Here is a 15,383-nt window from a genome sequence, read left to right on the forward strand (position 1 = left end):
ACGGCTGCACCGTCCTTAGGAGGAGCAGCATACGTTTCGCGTTAAAATATAAGCACAGTATAGAGAAAATCTATATTTTCTTATATTTCGATTAAGCCGTTACAGAAAAGCTTTTCTTGAATTTATTGATCGCGTCAACAAGAGCTTTTTCGTTGTCAGCAACGAGGTCTTTTGTTGTACGAATGGATTCGCCGATTTCTGGGTGGCTGGAAGCCAGGAACGCAAGGAATTCTTTCTCGAAGCGTTGAATATCAGCAACTGGAATTTCGTCCAGGTGGCCTTTAACAGCGGAGTAGATCGAGATAACTTGCAACTCAACCGGCATCGGCTGGTTAACGCCTTGCTTCAGAATTTCCATCGTACGAGCACCACGGTTCAGACGAGCGAGTGTCCCTTTATCAAGATCGGAGCCGAACTGAGAGAACGCTTGAAGCTCACGGTAAGCTGCAAGGTCCAGACGGAGTGTACCGGCTACCTTCTTCATTGCTTTAATTTGAGCAGAACCACCTACACGAGATACCGAGATACCTACGTTTACTGCCGGACGTTGGCCGGAGTAGAACAGGTCCGCTTCAAGGAAGATCTGACCGTCTGTGATCGAGATTACGTTCGTAGGAATGTAAGCCGATACGTCAGACGCTTGAGTCTCGATGAACGGCAGAGCCGTCAGCGAGCCGCCGCCAAGTGCGTCGCTAAGTTTAGCAGCGCGCTCGAGCAAACGGGAGTGCAGGTAGAATACGTCACCTGGGTATGCTTCCCGACCCGGTGGGCGGCGGAGCAACAGGGACAATTCGCGGTATGCAGCCGCTTGTTTCGACAAGTCATCATAGATAACGAGAACGTGCTCGCCTTTGTACATGAAGTACTCACCCATCGAACAGCCAGCATAAGGAGCCAGGAAGAGCAATGGAGCTGGTTCGGATGCGCCAGCTGTTACGATGATTGTGTAATCAAGTGCACCGTGTTTACGAAGTGTTTCCACAACGCCAGCAACAGTGGATTGTTTTTGACCTACAGCAACATAGATACATTTTACGCCGTTGCCTTTTTGGTTGATGATTGCATCGATTGCAATCGCTGTTTTACCTGTTTGACGGTCACCGATGATCAGCTCACGTTGACCACGGCCAACTGGTACCATCGCGTCGATCGCTTTAATACCTGTTTGCATTGGCTCATGAACCGATTTACGATCGATAACGCCCGGAGCCGGGGATTCAATCGCACGGAATTGAGTTGTATTGATTGGGCCTTTGCCGTCAAGCGGCTGACCCAGCGGGTTTACAACGCGGCCCAGAAGCTCTTCGCCTACTGGCACTTCCATGATGCGGCCCGTACGTTTTACTTGGTCGCCTTCGCGAATGTCCGTGTAAGGACCCAAGATAACGACACCAACGTTGCTTTCTTCCAAGTTGAGCGCCATGCCTACAACGCCGTTGGAGAATTCGAGCAGTTCGCCCTGCATCGCATTTTCCAAGCCGTGTACGCGGGCAATACCGTCACCGACATTGATTACGGTGCCGACGTCAACGACTTGAATTTCGGATTTATATTGTTCGATCTGTTGTTTAATCAGCGTGCTGATTTCATCAGGTCTGATACTCAATTCGTTCACCCCTATCTACATGCATTAGATTTTAAACGATTTTTGTAAACGTTCCAGCTTGCCGGACAGGCTGCCGTCATACAGACGATCGCCGATGCGTACTTGTACGCCGCCAAGCAAATCTGGTTTAACGATTTGTTCCGCAACAATTTTCTTGCCGCTGAGCTTGCCAAAGCTTACTTCTACCTCAGCCAGTTCTGCATCCGACAAGTTATGAGCTGTATACACAACGGCATGTGCTTGACCGAGCGATTCGCCGGCGATTTTTGTATACGCAGTGTACACATCAGAGATCAGCTCTTGGCGACCGCGTACAAGAATAAGTTCAAGCGTATGAAGGACAAGCGCCGATACATGATCGCCAAATGCGCTTTTCAGCACAGCGATTTTTTTGCTCGGTTCGATGCTTGGAAGTTCAAGGAACTTACGTGCTTCGGGTTCATTCTTCAGACCTTGAACGATCAGCTTCAGCTGATCTTCCGTTTCCGTTACGATGCCCTGCTCTTGAGCGAGTTCGAACAGTGCTTTAGCGTAGCGCTTCGCTACGACAGTATCCCGGCTCATTTGCTTCCAACCTCTTTAAGGTATTGGTTAACCAATTGCTCTTGGGATTTCTCGTCCACTTGCTTTTCGATAATTTTCGACGCGATTTTGACAGAAATGCCGCCAACTTCTTCGCGAAGTGCAGCAACCGCTTTGTTTTTCTCGCTCTCGATATCTTTAACCGCTTCGTCTTTCAGACGAGTGGATTCGGATTTCGCAACTTGAATAATGTCATCGGCTTGTTTCGAGCTTGTAGCTCTAGCTTGCTCAATAATGTCATAAGCTTCTTTACGAGCTTCCTGAAGTGCTTGTTTCTGTTGCTCCAGTTGCTGCTCAGCTTCTTTCTTGCTAGTTTCCGCATTAGCAATTTGCTCAGCGACATACTGCCTGCGCTGTTCCATGATGCCCAGCAAAGGACCAAACGCGTAGCGTTTCAGCAAGTACAGAAGGATCAGGAACGCGATCAACTGAATGATAAGACTCGACCATACGATATGCAAAAAACGTCACTCCCTTCTATAGCTTAAAACAAATTCGTTCGAAAAGTCGGTTCATTACATGAACGGCTCAGAGGGCCGAACAAAAAGGAAGGCGAGAAGGCAAAGCCACTCCCCGCCATGTGTCTAAACTTGTTATTAGGATTTGCCCAAGAAGATGAACGCAAGTACCAGTGTGATAACTGGAAGTGCTTCGACCAGAGCGACACCGATAAACATAGTTGTTTGAAGAGTACCACGAAGTTCTGGTTGACGGGAAATACCCTCAACTGTACGACCTACGATCAGACCGTTACCAATACCTGCGCCCAGTGCGCCCAAACCAAATACAATTGCTGCTGCAACTAATGCCAATGCTCCCATTAGAAAAATCCTCCTCAATTTTCGTGAAAATAGTTTTTTTATATTGACCGCCGGTATTCCGCCGGTTTGAAGCCATTAATGCTGTTCGCCATGCTCTTCATGCACAATTGCTTGTGACATGTATACCATCGTCAGCATACAGAATACGAATGCTTGTATTGCACCTACGAATACGCTGAAACCTTGCCACACGACAAGCGCTGGAATACCCCAAACACCCATCCCGAGGATTACGGCAATCATGACCTCGCCTGCGAAGATGTTACCGTAAAGACGCAAAGCAAGCGACAACGGTTTCGATACTTCTTTGATCAATGCGAGTGGCAGGAAGAGCCAATGCGGTTCAACATAGTGTTTCAGGTAATGCTTCGTGTTAAGTCGAAGACCTTCGATATGCGTCAAGAGGACTACGATAATTGTCAAAGCGCCTGTTACTGCAACATCCGCTGTTGGTGATTTCCACCATGCAATATGTGCTTCTTCTTCTCCGTCCAGGAAAAGATCCATTCCAAGGAATGTTGCACCGTGATGCACTTCAGTGACAATTCCAAGCGGTAAGCCCAGCATATCACCCACAAAAATATACATAATCAGGGTAAGACCGAGGATAAGATATGGACGGCCTTTCTTGAGGTCCATAGACGTACCGATAATGTTCTGAACGAATTCGATAACCCACTCCAAGAAATTCTGAAGCTTCGTCGGATTCGTAACCGAGATGTTTCTCACTGCCAGCTTCGCAAGAACAAAGACTAAGATGCTAGTGATCAAAATCATAGCGATTACGGCCAAATCAAACTCGATTCCAGCTACATGAACGATAGGAGAAATATGATCCATTAGTTATTTTTCACCCCTTTCATCGGTAGGATTTGACGCCATCAACTTTCGTCTGGACAAAAATCCCAGTATGAGTGTTGCCAATTGTGCGACAAATAATCCGGCAACAGTCGCTGAAAGCTGAAACGTGTATGTTTGTGTCGCAATCACAACTGCCAATAACGCGATGCATGCTCGGGTGAAAAAGCCGATATTCATCCTTTTCGTACCTTGCACAGCAGCATTCGCCCCGATCTTCGTAACCTTCCAGCCAAGAAGTCTTGCATTCACCAGACTGGCCGCTCCTCCGATCATAAGCCCGCCCCACCAGCTTTCATAGTCGGGCAGTAAAGCCCAAGCGATACAGCATAGGGACATGAATAAGAAAGTAACTCTTGTAACGGCTTTCAAGTGGGCCGACAAATCGTCCATTATTTCGCTTTGCCTCCCGCAAACGTCCGAATCAGGAATATGACCGTAATGATGCCTACTGCAAGTCCCGTGACTAAACCGATAATGGAATAGTATTCGGTACCGTTTGCAAGATCGGCTTTATGACCGAGCCAGTAGCCAAGCCCCAGACATGCGGCTAGATCGGCCCCAATAGTGCCGACCAATCCCATCGCTCTCCAAGGGTCGTCTCCGAAACTGCCATGATCCGACTTATTCTGATTCTCTTTAGACGGTTGTTCTTTGGATGGATCCATGCGGAATCACTCCAAAACTCTCATTTATTTTATCGAAGCTGTTAAACTTTTGTCAATTCATTTAAATTCAAACATTTAGTGAACAGCGGCCCGAAAATCCTTATAAATAAAGGATTTTCCGAACGCTAAACCGTACAGTACCACTGTATGCTGTACATTGCTTATCTAGCAGCTGTCCGCTTGTGAAACTATGAACGTTGTGTGAACGTCTCAGGCCGCTCGCTAGTTCTGCCAAAATGATGCAAAATCGCTTGTACAATGCGGACGGAAGCTTGTCCGTCACCGTAAGGATTGGCAGATTTGCTCATTTTTTCGTACAAGGCAACATCATTAAGAAGCGCACGTGCACGACTGTATACTTGCTCTTCATCCGTACCTACCAGCTCAAGTGTGCCCGCCTCGATACCTTCTGGACGTTCTGTTGTATCACGAAGCACAAGTGTTGGCACGCCAAAGGATGGTGCTTCTTCCTGTAAACCGCCAGAATCCGTCAAAATCATATACGCATGAGGATAGAAATTATGGAATTCAAATACATCAAGCGGCTCAATTAATTGAATGCGCGGATGATTGCCTAGAATTTCGTTAGCCGGTTCTCTAACAGCCGGGTTCGGGTGAACCGCATACACGATCGCTACATCTTCATGCTCGTCAGCAATCCGTTTCACGGCGCGGAAAATATTACGATGCGGCTCGCCAAGCGCTTCACGGCGATGTGCTGTCATCAGAATCATACGTTTGCCCTTCGCCCATTCAATAACGGGATGGGAGAACGATGGATCTACCGTGTATTGGAATACGTCAGTTGCCGTATTGCCAGTCACATAGATCGAAGCTTCCGACTTGTTCTCTTTGCGCAGATTGCCTGCCGACCATTCCGTAGGTGCAAAATGAACATCCGACAGAACGCCTGCGAGCTGGCGGTTCATCTCTTCCGGATATGGCGAGAGCTTATTCCATGTGCGGAGACCAGCTTCGACATGACCAACTTGAATCTGCTTCAGGAAGGAAGCATAGCTGGCGAGAAATGTCGTCTGCGTGTCGCCATGCACAAGCACGATATCCGGCTTTGCTTCTGTAAGCACAGGATCAAGACCTTCCAGAACACGGACGGTCGTCTCAGTCAGTGTCTGGCGGTCTTTCATGACATTCAGATCATAGTTGGGCTGGATCTCAAAGAAATCAAGCACTTGGTCCAGCATTTGGCGGTGCTGTGCCGTTACACATACGATCGATTCGATCTGATCAGAATGCTTGTTTAATTCCAGCACGAGCGGAGCCATCTTTACAGCTTCCGGACGGGTACCAAAAATCGTCATTACTTTCAGTTTGGACAAAACAACTCACTCCTAAAATGAATAGTTGCCTAAATCGCTCGATTAGAGAGCAATTTGTGACAATTCATACTTCGAAATCTGTTTGCTTATATTAATTCGTGCCGAACAACCGGTCTCCGGCATCGCCGAGACCTGGCACGATGTAGCCTTTTTCATTCAAGGCATCATCCAAAGCGGCCAGATAAATATCAATGTCAGGATGAGCATCCTGTACCGCCTTCACGCCTTCCGGCGCTGCAATAAGGCACATCAGCCTTATCTGATCACAGCCGCGTTTCTTCAGCGAGTTGATGGCTGCAATAGCTGAGCCGCCTGTAGCAAGCATCGGATCGATAACAATCAGTTGGCGGTTAGCTGCGTCTGTCGGCAGATTAATGTAATATTCCAAAGGCTGAAGTGTTTCGTGGTCACGGACAAGGCCGATATGTCCAACCTTTGCAGCCGGAATCAGCTTCAGCATCCCTTCTACCATACCAAGGCCCGCACGCAGGATCGGAATAAGTCCAAGCATCCGACCGGAGACGACTTTTGCTTCCGTCGTTGCGACTGGCGTCTCAACCGTAATGGTATCAAGGGGGATATCTCTTGTAATTTCATAAGCCATCAAGGTGGCTACTTCGTCAACCAGTTCACGAAAATCCTTCGTATTGGTATCTTTGTTTCTAATAAATGTCAGCTTATGCTGAATCAATGGATGGTCGCATATAACCACTTTGCTCATGGAGCGTAATTCCTCCTGTGTGAAAATGTTATCCCTATAGTCTTGGACACAATCCCGTTAATTATATCACTCTGCCCCCTCTGATGCATCCAGTGTTTTATGGCTATATAAAGACAGATTAACTACAAAAAAAAGGACGAAACAGAAGTAACTTCTGCTTCGTCCTGTAAAATTATACCGATGCGTAGTGACAGGAAGCATAATGCCCCTTTTTCACCTCTACCAGCTTAGGTTCTACTGTCTTACATTTATCCGTTGCCATCGGGCAGCGGGTATGGAATTGACAGCCTGAAGGCGGGTTAATCGGGCTCGGCAAATCGCCGGTCAGCACAATTCGCTCCCGGGTTGCTTCAATTTCTGGATCTGGAATCGGATTAGCCGAAAGCAGAGCGCGTGTATACGGGTGCGCTGGGCTGCCATACAACTCGCTGCTCTCCGCGAGCTCAACGATTTTACCCAAGTACATAACTGCAACACGGTCACTGATATGCTTAACCATCGACAAGTCATGGGCAATGAACAAGTAAGTCAGGCCCATTTTGCGTTGCAAATCCTGCATCAGGTTAACGACCTGTGCTTGGATCGATACGTCAAGCGCCGAGATTGGCTCGTCCGCGATAATAAACTTCGGATCGACTGCAAGTGCACGGGCAATACCAATACGCTGACGCTGGCCGCCTGAGAACTCATGCGGGTAACGGGTAGCGTGGTCAGGATTTAGACCTACCAGATCAAGAAGATCCTCAACTCTCCGTTTACGCTCAGCACGGCTTGCTGCCAAACCATGAATATCAAGCGCCTCACCGATTACATCAGTAATCGTCATCCGTGGGTTTAGTGATGCGTACGGGTCTTGGAAAATCATCTGCATATCGCGGCGCATCTGCTTGAGCTTAGCGCCTTTCAGTTTGTAGATATCTTCACCGTTAAACGTGACACTGCCGCTGGTAGGCTCGTACAAACGCAAGATCGTACGTCCTGCTGTCGACTTACCACAGCCGGATTCGCCAACGACACCAACCGTCTCGCCTTTTGCGATGGAGAAGTCGATCTCGTTGACCGCCTTCAGAATATTGCCTCCGCCCAAGTTAAAGAACTTGCGCAGATTATTAACCTTTACTAACGGCTCACTCATACGGATACCTCCTGTTTCGCAGGCTTCGCGTACGGATGTGCCATCCAGCAGGCCGAAGTATGTGACTCATTACCGTCTACTGGCAGAAGCTCCGGATCATTGTCAATGCAGACACGCATCGCTTCATCGCAACGCGCGCAGAAGCTGCAGCCAGCCGGCGGCTTGATCAGATCCGGCGGTGTACCAAAGATCGGAATAAGCGGCTCATCTTTTCTTTGATCAAGACGAGGCACAGAACGAAGCAGACCTTTGGTATAAGGATGCTTCGGATTTTTGAAGATTTCCCATTTCGTGCCGCTCTCAACAACTTTACCTGCATACATAACAATAACGCGGTCGCAAATATCCGCTACAACGCCAAGGTCATGCGTAATCAGGATAATTGATGTACCCATACGCTCCTGCAGATCTTTCATCACGCGCAGGATTTGCGCCTGAATCGTAACATCAAGCGCTGTTGTTGGCTCGTCCGCAATAAGAAGCGAAGGATTACATGCAAGCGCAATGGCAATCATGCCACGCTGACGCATACCACCGGAGAACTCATGCGGGTATTGATTAAAGCGTGCTGCAGGGTTTGGAATACCAACGAGACTTAGCATTTCAATTGCACGGGCACGAGCAGCCGAAGCGCTCATGTTCTGATGCTTAATAAGACCTTCTGTAATCTGACGGCCAATTGTAAGCGTTGGGTTAAGCGAGGTCATCGGATCCTGGAAGATCATACCCATCTCTTTACCGCGGATGTTCTCCATCTCTTTGGCCGTCTTGGACAAAATTTCTTGCCCTTTGAACATAATCGAACCGCTTGTCATCGCAGGCGGGCTTGGGATAAGGCGCATCAGCGTTTGAGCAGTTACGGATTTACCACAGCCGGACTCACCAACGATTGCTACTGCTTCGCCTTTATTTATATGAAAGTTAACACCGCGTACCGCTTGTACAGTACCGCCGCGAACCTTGAAATTAACACGAAGATCATTCACTTCGAGCAAACGTTCCATTGTTGCACCTCCTACTTTTTCATCTTCGGATCAAGTGCGTCACGCAGGCCGTCACCGAAAATATTAAAGCAAAGCATGGTCAAGCTGATCAGCGTTGCCGGGAACAGCATCCGCCATGGATATACAGTCATCGCCTTAATGGCGTCATTAATCAAAGTACCAAGAGACGCGGCCGGCGATTGAACGCCAAGGCCAAGGAAGCTCAAGAATGCTTCCGCGAAAATTGCGTTTGGCACCGTCATCGTAATCGTAACGATAATCGGACCCATCGCATTAGGGATAAGATGCTTAAGTAAAATCCGTGACGGACCTGCACCAAGGGAACGTGCCGCCAGGACATACTCTTGATTTTTCAGCTGCATAATTTGACCGCGGACGATCCACGCCATATTAATCCAGCCGGTAATACTTAAAGCTACGATAATGGTAAACATGCTCGGTTCCATAACAACGATAAGCAGGATAACGACGAGCAAGCTTGGAATCGAGTATAAAATTTCACAGAAACGGTTCAGAACTTCATCGACTTTACCGCCGAAATAACCCATAATCCCGCCCATAATAACACCAACAACAAGGTCAACAAGAGCGGCGTAAATACCAACTTGAAGGGAAATACCTGAACCCATCCAAGTTCTTGAGAACATATCACGTCCAAGACTATCCGTTCCGAACCAATGGTCCGAGGAAGGAGCCATGTTAGTTGATTGAAGATCCTGCGTCCTATAATCATGTGTCGCAATCAATTGGCCAAAGATCGTCACGAGGATGATAAAGGCTAATATCCAAAGGCTGATCATCGCCATACGGTTTGTTTTCAGGCGCAGCCAAGCGTCCTTCCAAGCAGAAATACTCTCTCGGACAACGATCTCGCCTTGCTTCTCGTCTTGGCTCAGCTTCTCGAAATCACTAGGTGTAAGTGTTTGTTCCTTCATCTATTAGCCCCCCTTCCCGCGACTTAGTTTAATACGTGGATCTACAAAGCCGTAAGCGATATCCGTAAGGAAACGCGCCAGCATAAGGATTACAGCATAGAACAGCGTCAGGCCCATAATGAGCGTGTAGTCGCGGTTCGTAATACTGTTGACGAAAAATTTACCCAAGCCGCCGATACCGAAAATCTGCTCGATTACGACAGAGCCTGTAATGATGTTCGCCGTCATCGGGCCGATATAAGTAACTACCGGCAGGATCGCATTACGAAGGGCATGGCGAACCAGGATAACACGGCCGGACAAGCCTTTAGCCCGGGCTGTCTTCATGTAATCGGCACTAAGTACCTCTAGCATGCTTGAACGTACAAGACGCGCGATAAATGCAGCCGGAAGGAACGACAATGCCAGGACCGGCATAATAAAGTCGGTCGGGTCATTCAAGCCTGCTACGTCTAGCACACGCAATTTGACGCCAAATATCCACTGTAAGCCTGTAGCCACAACGAAGTTCGGAATCGATACGCCAATTACGGCAATCAAAATCGTAAAGCCATCAAGAAACTTGCGGTGGTTAAGCGCAGCAATCAAACCGAACAGCACACCTGCTGCAACCGCCACGATAATGGCGAATATACCGATTTGAAGCGAGTAAATAAAGCCGGTCTTAATAATGTCAATAACGGTAACATACTGTTGCTTCATGGACGTTCCAAGGTCAAAGTGAATCAGGTTGTTCATGTAATGCAAATATTGAACGCCCAGCGGATCATTAAGTCCATATTCCTCATTCAAGCGCTCTTGGATGGCAGCAGGAATGTTTTTCTCACTTTGAAACGGGTTGCCCGGAATGGCCTTCATCAGAAAAAAAGTGGCCGAAGCCAGCACGAAGATCGAAACGAGCATGAACAACAGTTTCTGAAGAACGTAACGAACCAAACGCTATGGCACCTCCTAAAATGAATGATCACCAAAATAGCTATGTTTAGAGCTATGCTATTGTGATGATTCATTACTACGTAAGCATAAGCTCCTAAAAAAAATTATCACCCAAACAGCTATTAGAGCTATCGCGATGATTCATTACTACGTAAGCAAAAGCTTTCAAAAATTTAAATCCTTTAACTTACGAAAGTAAAAAGTGAAAGGGGATATATGCAGTCTCAATGGCCGCATATATCCCGCATTCCGTAACGAGCAGTTAATTATTTCGCTTCGTAATCTCCGCGATTGTAATCAATGTCGCCTTTGTAATCGATAAAGATGCCTTTGAATCCAGGCTTAATCATGTAAACAGTGCTGTAGTAGTAGATCGGCATAATCGCACGGTCTTTACCAACAACCATTTCTTCCGCTTTGGACATAGCAGCCATACGTTTAGCTTGATCGTCTGTGCTGTATGCTTCTTTGATCAGAGCGTCATACTCAGGTTTTGCAAAGCCTGTATTGTTGTTACCGCTCTTCGACGAGAACAGATCGATGAACGTCATAGGGTCATTGTAGTCAGCGCCCCAACCGCCGCGTGCCACATCATAGTTCAGGTGGTTACGATTGTCGAGGAATACGCCCCATTCTTGTTTGCTAACTTCGGTTTTGATACCGAGGTTTTTGCTCCACATTTCAGCAATTGCTTCTGCAACCGCTTGGTGCAGTTCATTCGTGTTGTAAGTCAGCTTAACAGTAGGCATTGCAGTCAGGCCTTCTTCAGCCAGACCTTCAGCAAGCAATTTTTTCGCTTCTGCGAGGTCTTCTTTGAAGTAAGCAGAATCCGGGTGTTCCGAACGGAAATCGTCTTTCTCGCCTTTAATACCAGGAGGAACGATACCGTATGCTGGCGTTTGACCGCCTTTTGTTACGTTGTCAACGATATCTTGACGGTTGATCGCCATCGAAAGCGCTTCACGTACTTTTACATTGCTGTATGGTTTAAGCGTTGTATTGAACAGGTAGTAGTAGATGCTTGCGCTGCCTTGAACTTTGAACTCATCCGCGTTGTTTTTCTTCAGCGTTGGGAATTGTTCGTTCGGGATCAGACCCGTAGGCATACCAGCGAAATCAAGCTCGCCAGTTTGGTACATGCTCAGCTCAGTGTTCGAATCGTTAACTTCAGAGAAGACAACTTTCGTAAGCTTCACATCGTCTTTTGCATAGTAGTTGTCGTCTTTCACGAGTGTAATGGAGTTGTTCTTTTTCCACTCGCTCATTTTGAACGAACCGTTAGTGATCATAGTCGAAACATCAGTTGCCCATGCTTCGTTATCTTTCGCCGATTGGTGAACCGGGAAGAAGACTGTGAAGGACATCAGGCCGAGGAAGTAAGGAGTTGGCGAGTTCAGCTCAACTTGCAGCGTTTGCTCGTCAATTGCTTTTACTGCTACGTCGTCAGCTGTTACACCGTCAGCGCCAGTGTTGTAAGCTTCCGCGTTTTTGATGTAGTACAGCTGGTATGCATATGCAGATGCTGCTGGTTTCAGGTTTGGATCAAGGGCGCGCTTCCACGCGTACTCGAAGTCGCCTGCTGTTACAGCGTCACCGTTGCTCCATTTCGCATCGTCGCGAATGGTGAAGGTATACGTTTTGCCGTCATCGGAAATTTTCCATTCCTTAGCCATGCCAGGAACAACGTCACCCTTATCGTCTTTACGAGTAAGGCCTTCGTACAAACCGTTTACAACAGTTGCAGATACTTGGTCTTGAACTTGTGCCGGGTCAAGAGATGGCGGTTCAGTTGCAAGGTTCATGCGGAATACAGGTGCTTCGCTGCTTCCGGACTCTTCCTTAGGTGTACAGCCGACTGCTACGAGAGCCAGTGCCAGCAACACGGAGATCAATGTAAAGCCATGCTTCTTCTTCAACATAAATTTTCCTCCCCTGATGTAAACCCTGTCTTTTTATACTGTAATAATTTGACATTACATAATTAAACAATTTGAAAAATCATGCGTTTTACTGAATAATTATCAGTGAACGTTTGTTCATTCTGCATTGTTTACATATGTTCACGCCCAATTAGCACAATATTAATGTTAATTTAATATACCGTAGATAAATATACAATATTTATTTATGTTTTGTCACGCCCCAGAAATTACATTTCGATAATTATCGAATATTGACGATTCATGTAGAAGCGTAATACCTGCTTCCTATAGGATGCTGCAATCGCAAAGGGTTAATTCACCATAAAAAAAAGACTGCCCTTCAGGTCAAGGATGACCTGAAGGGCAGTCTTTGAAGAAACAAATAAAATTAGTATTTCATGTTCGGGTAAAGCGGGTATTGTGCTGTTAAATCACGAACCATGCCAGTCGCTTTCGCCAGTACGGCTTCGTCATTAGGATTTTTCAGCGTCATCGCGATCACTTCGCCTATGACTTTCATTGCTTTCTCATCCATGCCGCGGGAAGTTGCAGCTGGAGTACCAAGACGGATACCGCTTGTAATGAACGGGCTTGTTGGATCAAATGGAATTGCGTTCTTGTTCGCTGTAATACCGATCGAATCAAGCACATGCTCAGCAGCTTTACCTGTGATGTTAAGGCTGCGAGTATCAACCAGCATCAAGTGGTTGTCAGTACCGCCGGATACGATGTTGATGCCTTCTGAGATCAGCGTCTCGGACAATACTTTTGCGTTGTTAATAACTTGTTGTGCATATTCTTTCCACGACGGTTGAAGAACTTCTCCGAATGCAACAGCTTTAGCTGCAATAACATGCATCAGAGGGCCGCCTTGCGAACCAGGGAATACCGCTTTATCGATTGCTGCTGCCCAAGGTTGACGACACAGAATCATACCGCCGCGAGGACCGCGAAGCGTTTTGTGTGTTGTTGTTGTTACAAAGTGTGCGTGAGGCACTGGGCTTGGGTGCAGACCAGCTGCCACAAGACCTGCGATATGCGCCATATCAACCATGAACAATGCGCCTACGTCTTCAGCGATTTTGCCCATTTTCTCGAAGTCGATTGTACGAGGGTATGCACTCGCGCCAGCTACAATCAGGCGAGGACGGTGTTTGAATGCCGCTTTACGCACTTCCTCATAGTTGATTGTAAAAGTTTCTTCGTCTACGCCATAAGCTACAAAGTTGTACAAAAGACCAGATGCATTAACCGGGCTGCCGTGCGTCAAGTGACCGCCATGTGCCAGGTTCATACCAAGTACCGTATCGCCAGGCTTCAAAACAGCAAGGTATACCGCCATGTTTGCTTGTGCACCGGAGTGTGGTTGTACGTTTGCATGCTCAGCACCGAAAATTTCTTTTGCACGATCACGTGCGATATCTTCCACAATGTCAACATGCTCGCAGCCGCCGTAGAAGCGTTTGCCTGGGTAGCCTTCTGCATATTTATTCGTCAATACCGAACCCAATGCTTCGATCACCGCTTCGCTAACGATGTTCTCGGATGCGATCAGCTCGATGTTATCGCGTTGGCGTTGCAGTTCAAGGCCCATTGCCTTTAATACTTCAGGATCTTGGTTACGTAAGTTTTCCATTGTCATTGTGAAAAGCCTCCCAAATTAAAATTAATCACATGATCCCGACGTCTGCTCTGACGCCAGGCCGCTCTCTTCCAAAGTGTACACTGCACGGGTTCCGCCAATGAGCTTAGGCCTTGTAAAAGCCATCGTCACATGAGCTGCACCAATCGACCTGATCGAAGGTCTAACTGGCACGGCAACCCGGCGGAGATGCATGCCGATGAAGGTATCACCGATATCGATACCGGCATGTGCTTCCACCGTTTCAACAAGGCAGGCTTCCGGCAAATGCCGGTAAGCATACGCGGCCATCGAACCGCCCGCTTTCGGAACAGGTATCGCTGCAACCTCGTCCAGACCAAATTTGTCTGCAGCCTCACGAGAGAGAACAAGTGCCCGATTCAAATGCTCACAGCATTGGTAAACAGGATAAAATCCAATCTCGCTCCGTACCGCTTCAACTCCCGCATAAATCTGTGCGGCCGTCTCCAGCGTTCCGGATGTGCCGATACGGTGGCCCAGCACTTCACTTGTACTGGTGCCGATAACAAGCAGTTGTCCGGCCTTCAGCCCTCCGGCTGAAACAAGTTCCCGAACAATCGTCTCCACATCACTTGCAATTGAAGCTAATTCCTCGTGATTGCTCATGCTGCACCGCTCCTTCTATATCGTATCGATCTTAAGGATGCACAGTATATTGCTGTTCGATTTGCTTTACTTTCTGAACACGTCCTGCATGACGCTCACCATTCGAGAATGGCGTTTCCAGCCAGATGCGGACAATTTCCTGTGCTAAGCCCGGGCCGATAATGCGTTCGCCCATAGCAAGTACATTCGTATCATTATGCTCGCGAGTTGCCTGCGCTGAGAACATGTCATGCACCAAAGCGCATCGAATACCCGGCACTTTATTAGCCGCAATCGACATGCCAATGCCTGTACCGCAAATAAGAATGCCGCGGTCAGCCTGACCACTTGCTACTTTATCTGCTACCGGCAGTGCATAATCGGGATAATCCACAGATTGATTGCAGTCACAGCCCAAATCTTCAATCTCATGTCCTTGCGATAAAAGGAACGGAACGATTTCATCTTTCAACCGGTAACCCGCATGATCTGCACCAATTGCAATTTTCAACGTAAACCCTCCTGTTATTTTGCAGCGTCGTTAGCAAAATAAGTATCTGTTTGTCGAATCATACGGACTTATTATACCTAAATTCCGTAGAAAAGACGA

Annotated in this window: 17 protein-coding genes; all 17 read right to left on the minus strand. The window is 47.5% G+C overall.

The genetic code is table 11. The features are described 5' to 3' along the window. Positions 1-91: 91 nt before the first annotated feature. Positions 92-1,606, minus strand: a complete 1,515-nt coding sequence (atpA, locus tag FHS17_RS23975) for a F0F1 ATP synthase subunit alpha (RefSeq protein WP_167280995.1) — start codon at positions 1,604-1,606, stop codon at positions 92-94. 24 nt (positions 1,607-1,630) lie between these two features. Next, on the minus strand, positions 1,631-2,170 hold the full coding sequence (locus tag FHS17_RS23980; RefSeq protein WP_167280996.1) for a F0F1 ATP synthase subunit delta: 540 nt from the start codon (positions 2,168-2,170) through the stop codon (positions 1,631-1,633). Continuing rightward, a complete protein-coding gene (gene atpF, locus FHS17_RS23985; RefSeq protein WP_167280997.1) occupies positions 2,167-2,649 on the minus strand; it encodes a F0F1 ATP synthase subunit B in 483 nt (160 codons plus the stop codon). The genes FHS17_RS23980 and atpF overlap by 4 nt, the downstream gene beginning before the upstream one ends. Positions 2,650-2,784: 135 nt before the next feature. Then, positions 2,785-3,009 carry a F0F1 ATP synthase subunit C gene (gene atpE, locus FHS17_RS23990; RefSeq protein WP_015847364.1) on the minus strand — a complete coding sequence of 75 codons (225 nt, stop codon included), beginning with the start codon at positions 3,007-3,009 and terminating at the stop codon, positions 2,785-2,787. 75 nt (positions 3,010-3,084) lie between these two features. Beyond that, positions 3,085-3,849 carry a F0F1 ATP synthase subunit A gene (gene atpB, locus FHS17_RS23995; protein ID WP_167280998.1) on the minus strand — a complete coding sequence of 255 codons (765 nt, stop codon included), beginning with the start codon at positions 3,847-3,849 and terminating at the stop codon, positions 3,085-3,087. Positions 3,850-3,852: 3 nt separating this feature from the next. After that, positions 3,853-4,260: an ATP synthase subunit I gene (locus FHS17_RS24000; RefSeq protein ID WP_167280999.1), complete on the minus strand. Its 408-nt coding sequence runs from the start codon at positions 4,258-4,260 to the stop codon at positions 3,853-3,855. Beyond that, positions 4,260-4,535 carry an AtpZ/AtpI family protein gene (locus tag FHS17_RS24005; protein ID WP_167281000.1) on the minus strand — a complete coding sequence of 92 codons (276 nt, stop codon included), beginning with the start codon at positions 4,533-4,535 and terminating at the stop codon, positions 4,260-4,262. Before FHS17_RS24005 ends, FHS17_RS24000 begins: the two co-directional genes overlap by 1 nt. A gap of 188 nt (positions 4,536-4,723) precedes the next feature. Then, a complete protein-coding gene (wecB, locus tag FHS17_RS24010; RefSeq protein ID WP_167281001.1) occupies positions 4,724-5,872 on the minus strand; it encodes a non-hydrolyzing UDP-N-acetylglucosamine 2-epimerase in 1,149 nt (382 codons plus the stop codon). Between the two features lie 91 nt (positions 5,873-5,963). Beyond that, positions 5,964-6,593 carry a uracil phosphoribosyltransferase gene (gene upp, locus FHS17_RS24015; protein WP_167281002.1) on the minus strand — a complete coding sequence of 210 codons (630 nt, stop codon included), beginning with the start codon at positions 6,591-6,593 and terminating at the stop codon, positions 5,964-5,966. Positions 6,594-6,765: 172 nt separating this feature from the next. Continuing rightward, complete coding sequence (locus FHS17_RS24020; protein ID WP_208420530.1) at positions 6,766-7,728, minus strand: ABC transporter ATP-binding protein; 963 nt, start codon at positions 7,726-7,728, stop codon at positions 6,766-6,768. Continuing rightward, on the minus strand, positions 7,725-8,732 hold the full coding sequence (locus FHS17_RS24025) for an ABC transporter ATP-binding protein (protein WP_167281003.1): 1,008 nt from the start codon (positions 8,730-8,732) through the stop codon (positions 7,725-7,727). Before FHS17_RS24025 ends, FHS17_RS24020 begins: the two co-directional genes overlap by 4 nt. A gap of 11 nt (positions 8,733-8,743) precedes the next feature. Further along, positions 8,744-9,667 carry an ABC transporter permease gene (locus FHS17_RS24030; RefSeq protein ID WP_167281004.1) on the minus strand — a complete coding sequence of 308 codons (924 nt, stop codon included), beginning with the start codon at positions 9,665-9,667 and terminating at the stop codon, positions 8,744-8,746. A 3-nt stretch (positions 9,668-9,670) separates the two neighbouring features. Then, entirely contained in the window at positions 9,671-10,603 is a 933-nt protein-coding gene (locus tag FHS17_RS24035) for an ABC transporter permease (RefSeq protein WP_167281005.1), read from the minus strand. Between the two features lie 266 nt (positions 10,604-10,869). Next, positions 10,870-12,522, minus strand: coding sequence for a peptide ABC transporter substrate-binding protein (locus tag FHS17_RS24040; protein ID WP_167281006.1), 1,653 nt, complete (start codon positions 12,520-12,522; stop codon positions 10,870-10,872). Positions 12,523-12,913: 391 nt separating this feature from the next. Next, complete coding sequence (locus tag FHS17_RS24045; protein WP_167281188.1) at positions 12,914-14,161, minus strand: serine hydroxymethyltransferase; 1,248 nt, start codon at positions 14,159-14,161, stop codon at positions 12,914-12,916. Between the two features lie 30 nt (positions 14,162-14,191). Then, positions 14,192-14,794 carry a TIGR01440 family protein gene (locus FHS17_RS24050; protein WP_167281007.1) on the minus strand — a complete coding sequence of 201 codons (603 nt, stop codon included), beginning with the start codon at positions 14,792-14,794 and terminating at the stop codon, positions 14,192-14,194. A gap of 31 nt (positions 14,795-14,825) precedes the next feature. Next, a complete protein-coding gene (gene rpiB, locus FHS17_RS24055) occupies positions 14,826-15,284 on the minus strand; it encodes a ribose 5-phosphate isomerase B (RefSeq protein WP_167281008.1) in 459 nt (152 codons plus the stop codon). Positions 15,285-15,383 lie beyond the last annotated feature (99 nt).

The sequence above is a fragment of the Paenibacillus lupini genome (assembly GCF_011761355.1).
Lineage (GTDB): Bacteria > Bacillota > Bacilli > Paenibacillales > Paenibacillaceae > Pristimantibacillus > Pristimantibacillus lupini.

Excerpts from the sequence above, each read along its gene's own strand:
- FHS17_RS23980 (WP_167280996.1), bottom strand. The coding sequence starts at position 2,170 with ATGAGCCGGGATACTGTCGTAGCGAAGCGCTACGCTAAAGCACTGTTC.
- atpE (WP_015847364.1), bottom strand. The coding sequence starts at position 3,009 with ATGGGAGCATTGGCATTAGTTGCAGCAGCAATTGTATTTGGTTTGGGC.
- atpB (WP_167280998.1), bottom strand. The coding sequence starts at position 3,849 with ATGGATCATATTTCTCCTATCGTTCATGTAGCTGGAATCGAGTTTGAT.
- FHS17_RS24000 (WP_167280999.1), bottom strand. The coding sequence starts at position 4,260 with ATGGACGATTTGTCGGCCCACTTGAAAGCCGTTACAAGAGTTACTTTC.
- FHS17_RS24005 (WP_167281000.1), bottom strand. The coding sequence starts at position 4,535 with ATGGATCCATCCAAAGAACAACCGTCTAAAGAGAATCAGAATAAGTCG.
- upp (WP_167281002.1), bottom strand. The coding sequence starts at position 6,593 with ATGAGCAAAGTGGTTATATGCGACCATCCATTGATTCAGCATAAGCTG.
- FHS17_RS24020 (WP_208420530.1), bottom strand. The coding sequence starts at position 7,728 with ATGAGTGAGCCGTTAGTAAAGGTTAATAATCTGCGCAAGTTCTTTAAC.
- FHS17_RS24025 (WP_167281003.1), bottom strand. The coding sequence starts at position 8,732 with ATGGAACGTTTGCTCGAAGTGAATGATCTTCGTGTTAATTTCAAGGTT.
- FHS17_RS24030 (WP_167281004.1), bottom strand. The coding sequence starts at position 9,667 with ATGAAGGAACAAACACTTACACCTAGTGATTTCGAGAAGCTGAGCCAA.
- FHS17_RS24040 (WP_167281006.1), bottom strand. The coding sequence starts at position 12,522 with ATGTTGAAGAAGAAGCATGGCTTTACATTGATCTCCGTGTTGCTGGCA.
- FHS17_RS24045 (WP_167281188.1), bottom strand. The coding sequence starts at position 14,161 with ATGGAAAACTTACGTAACCAAGATCCTGAAGTATTAAAGGCAATGGGC.
- FHS17_RS24050 (WP_167281007.1), bottom strand. The coding sequence starts at position 14,794 with ATGAGCAATCACGAGGAATTAGCTTCAATTGCAAGTGATGTGGAGACG.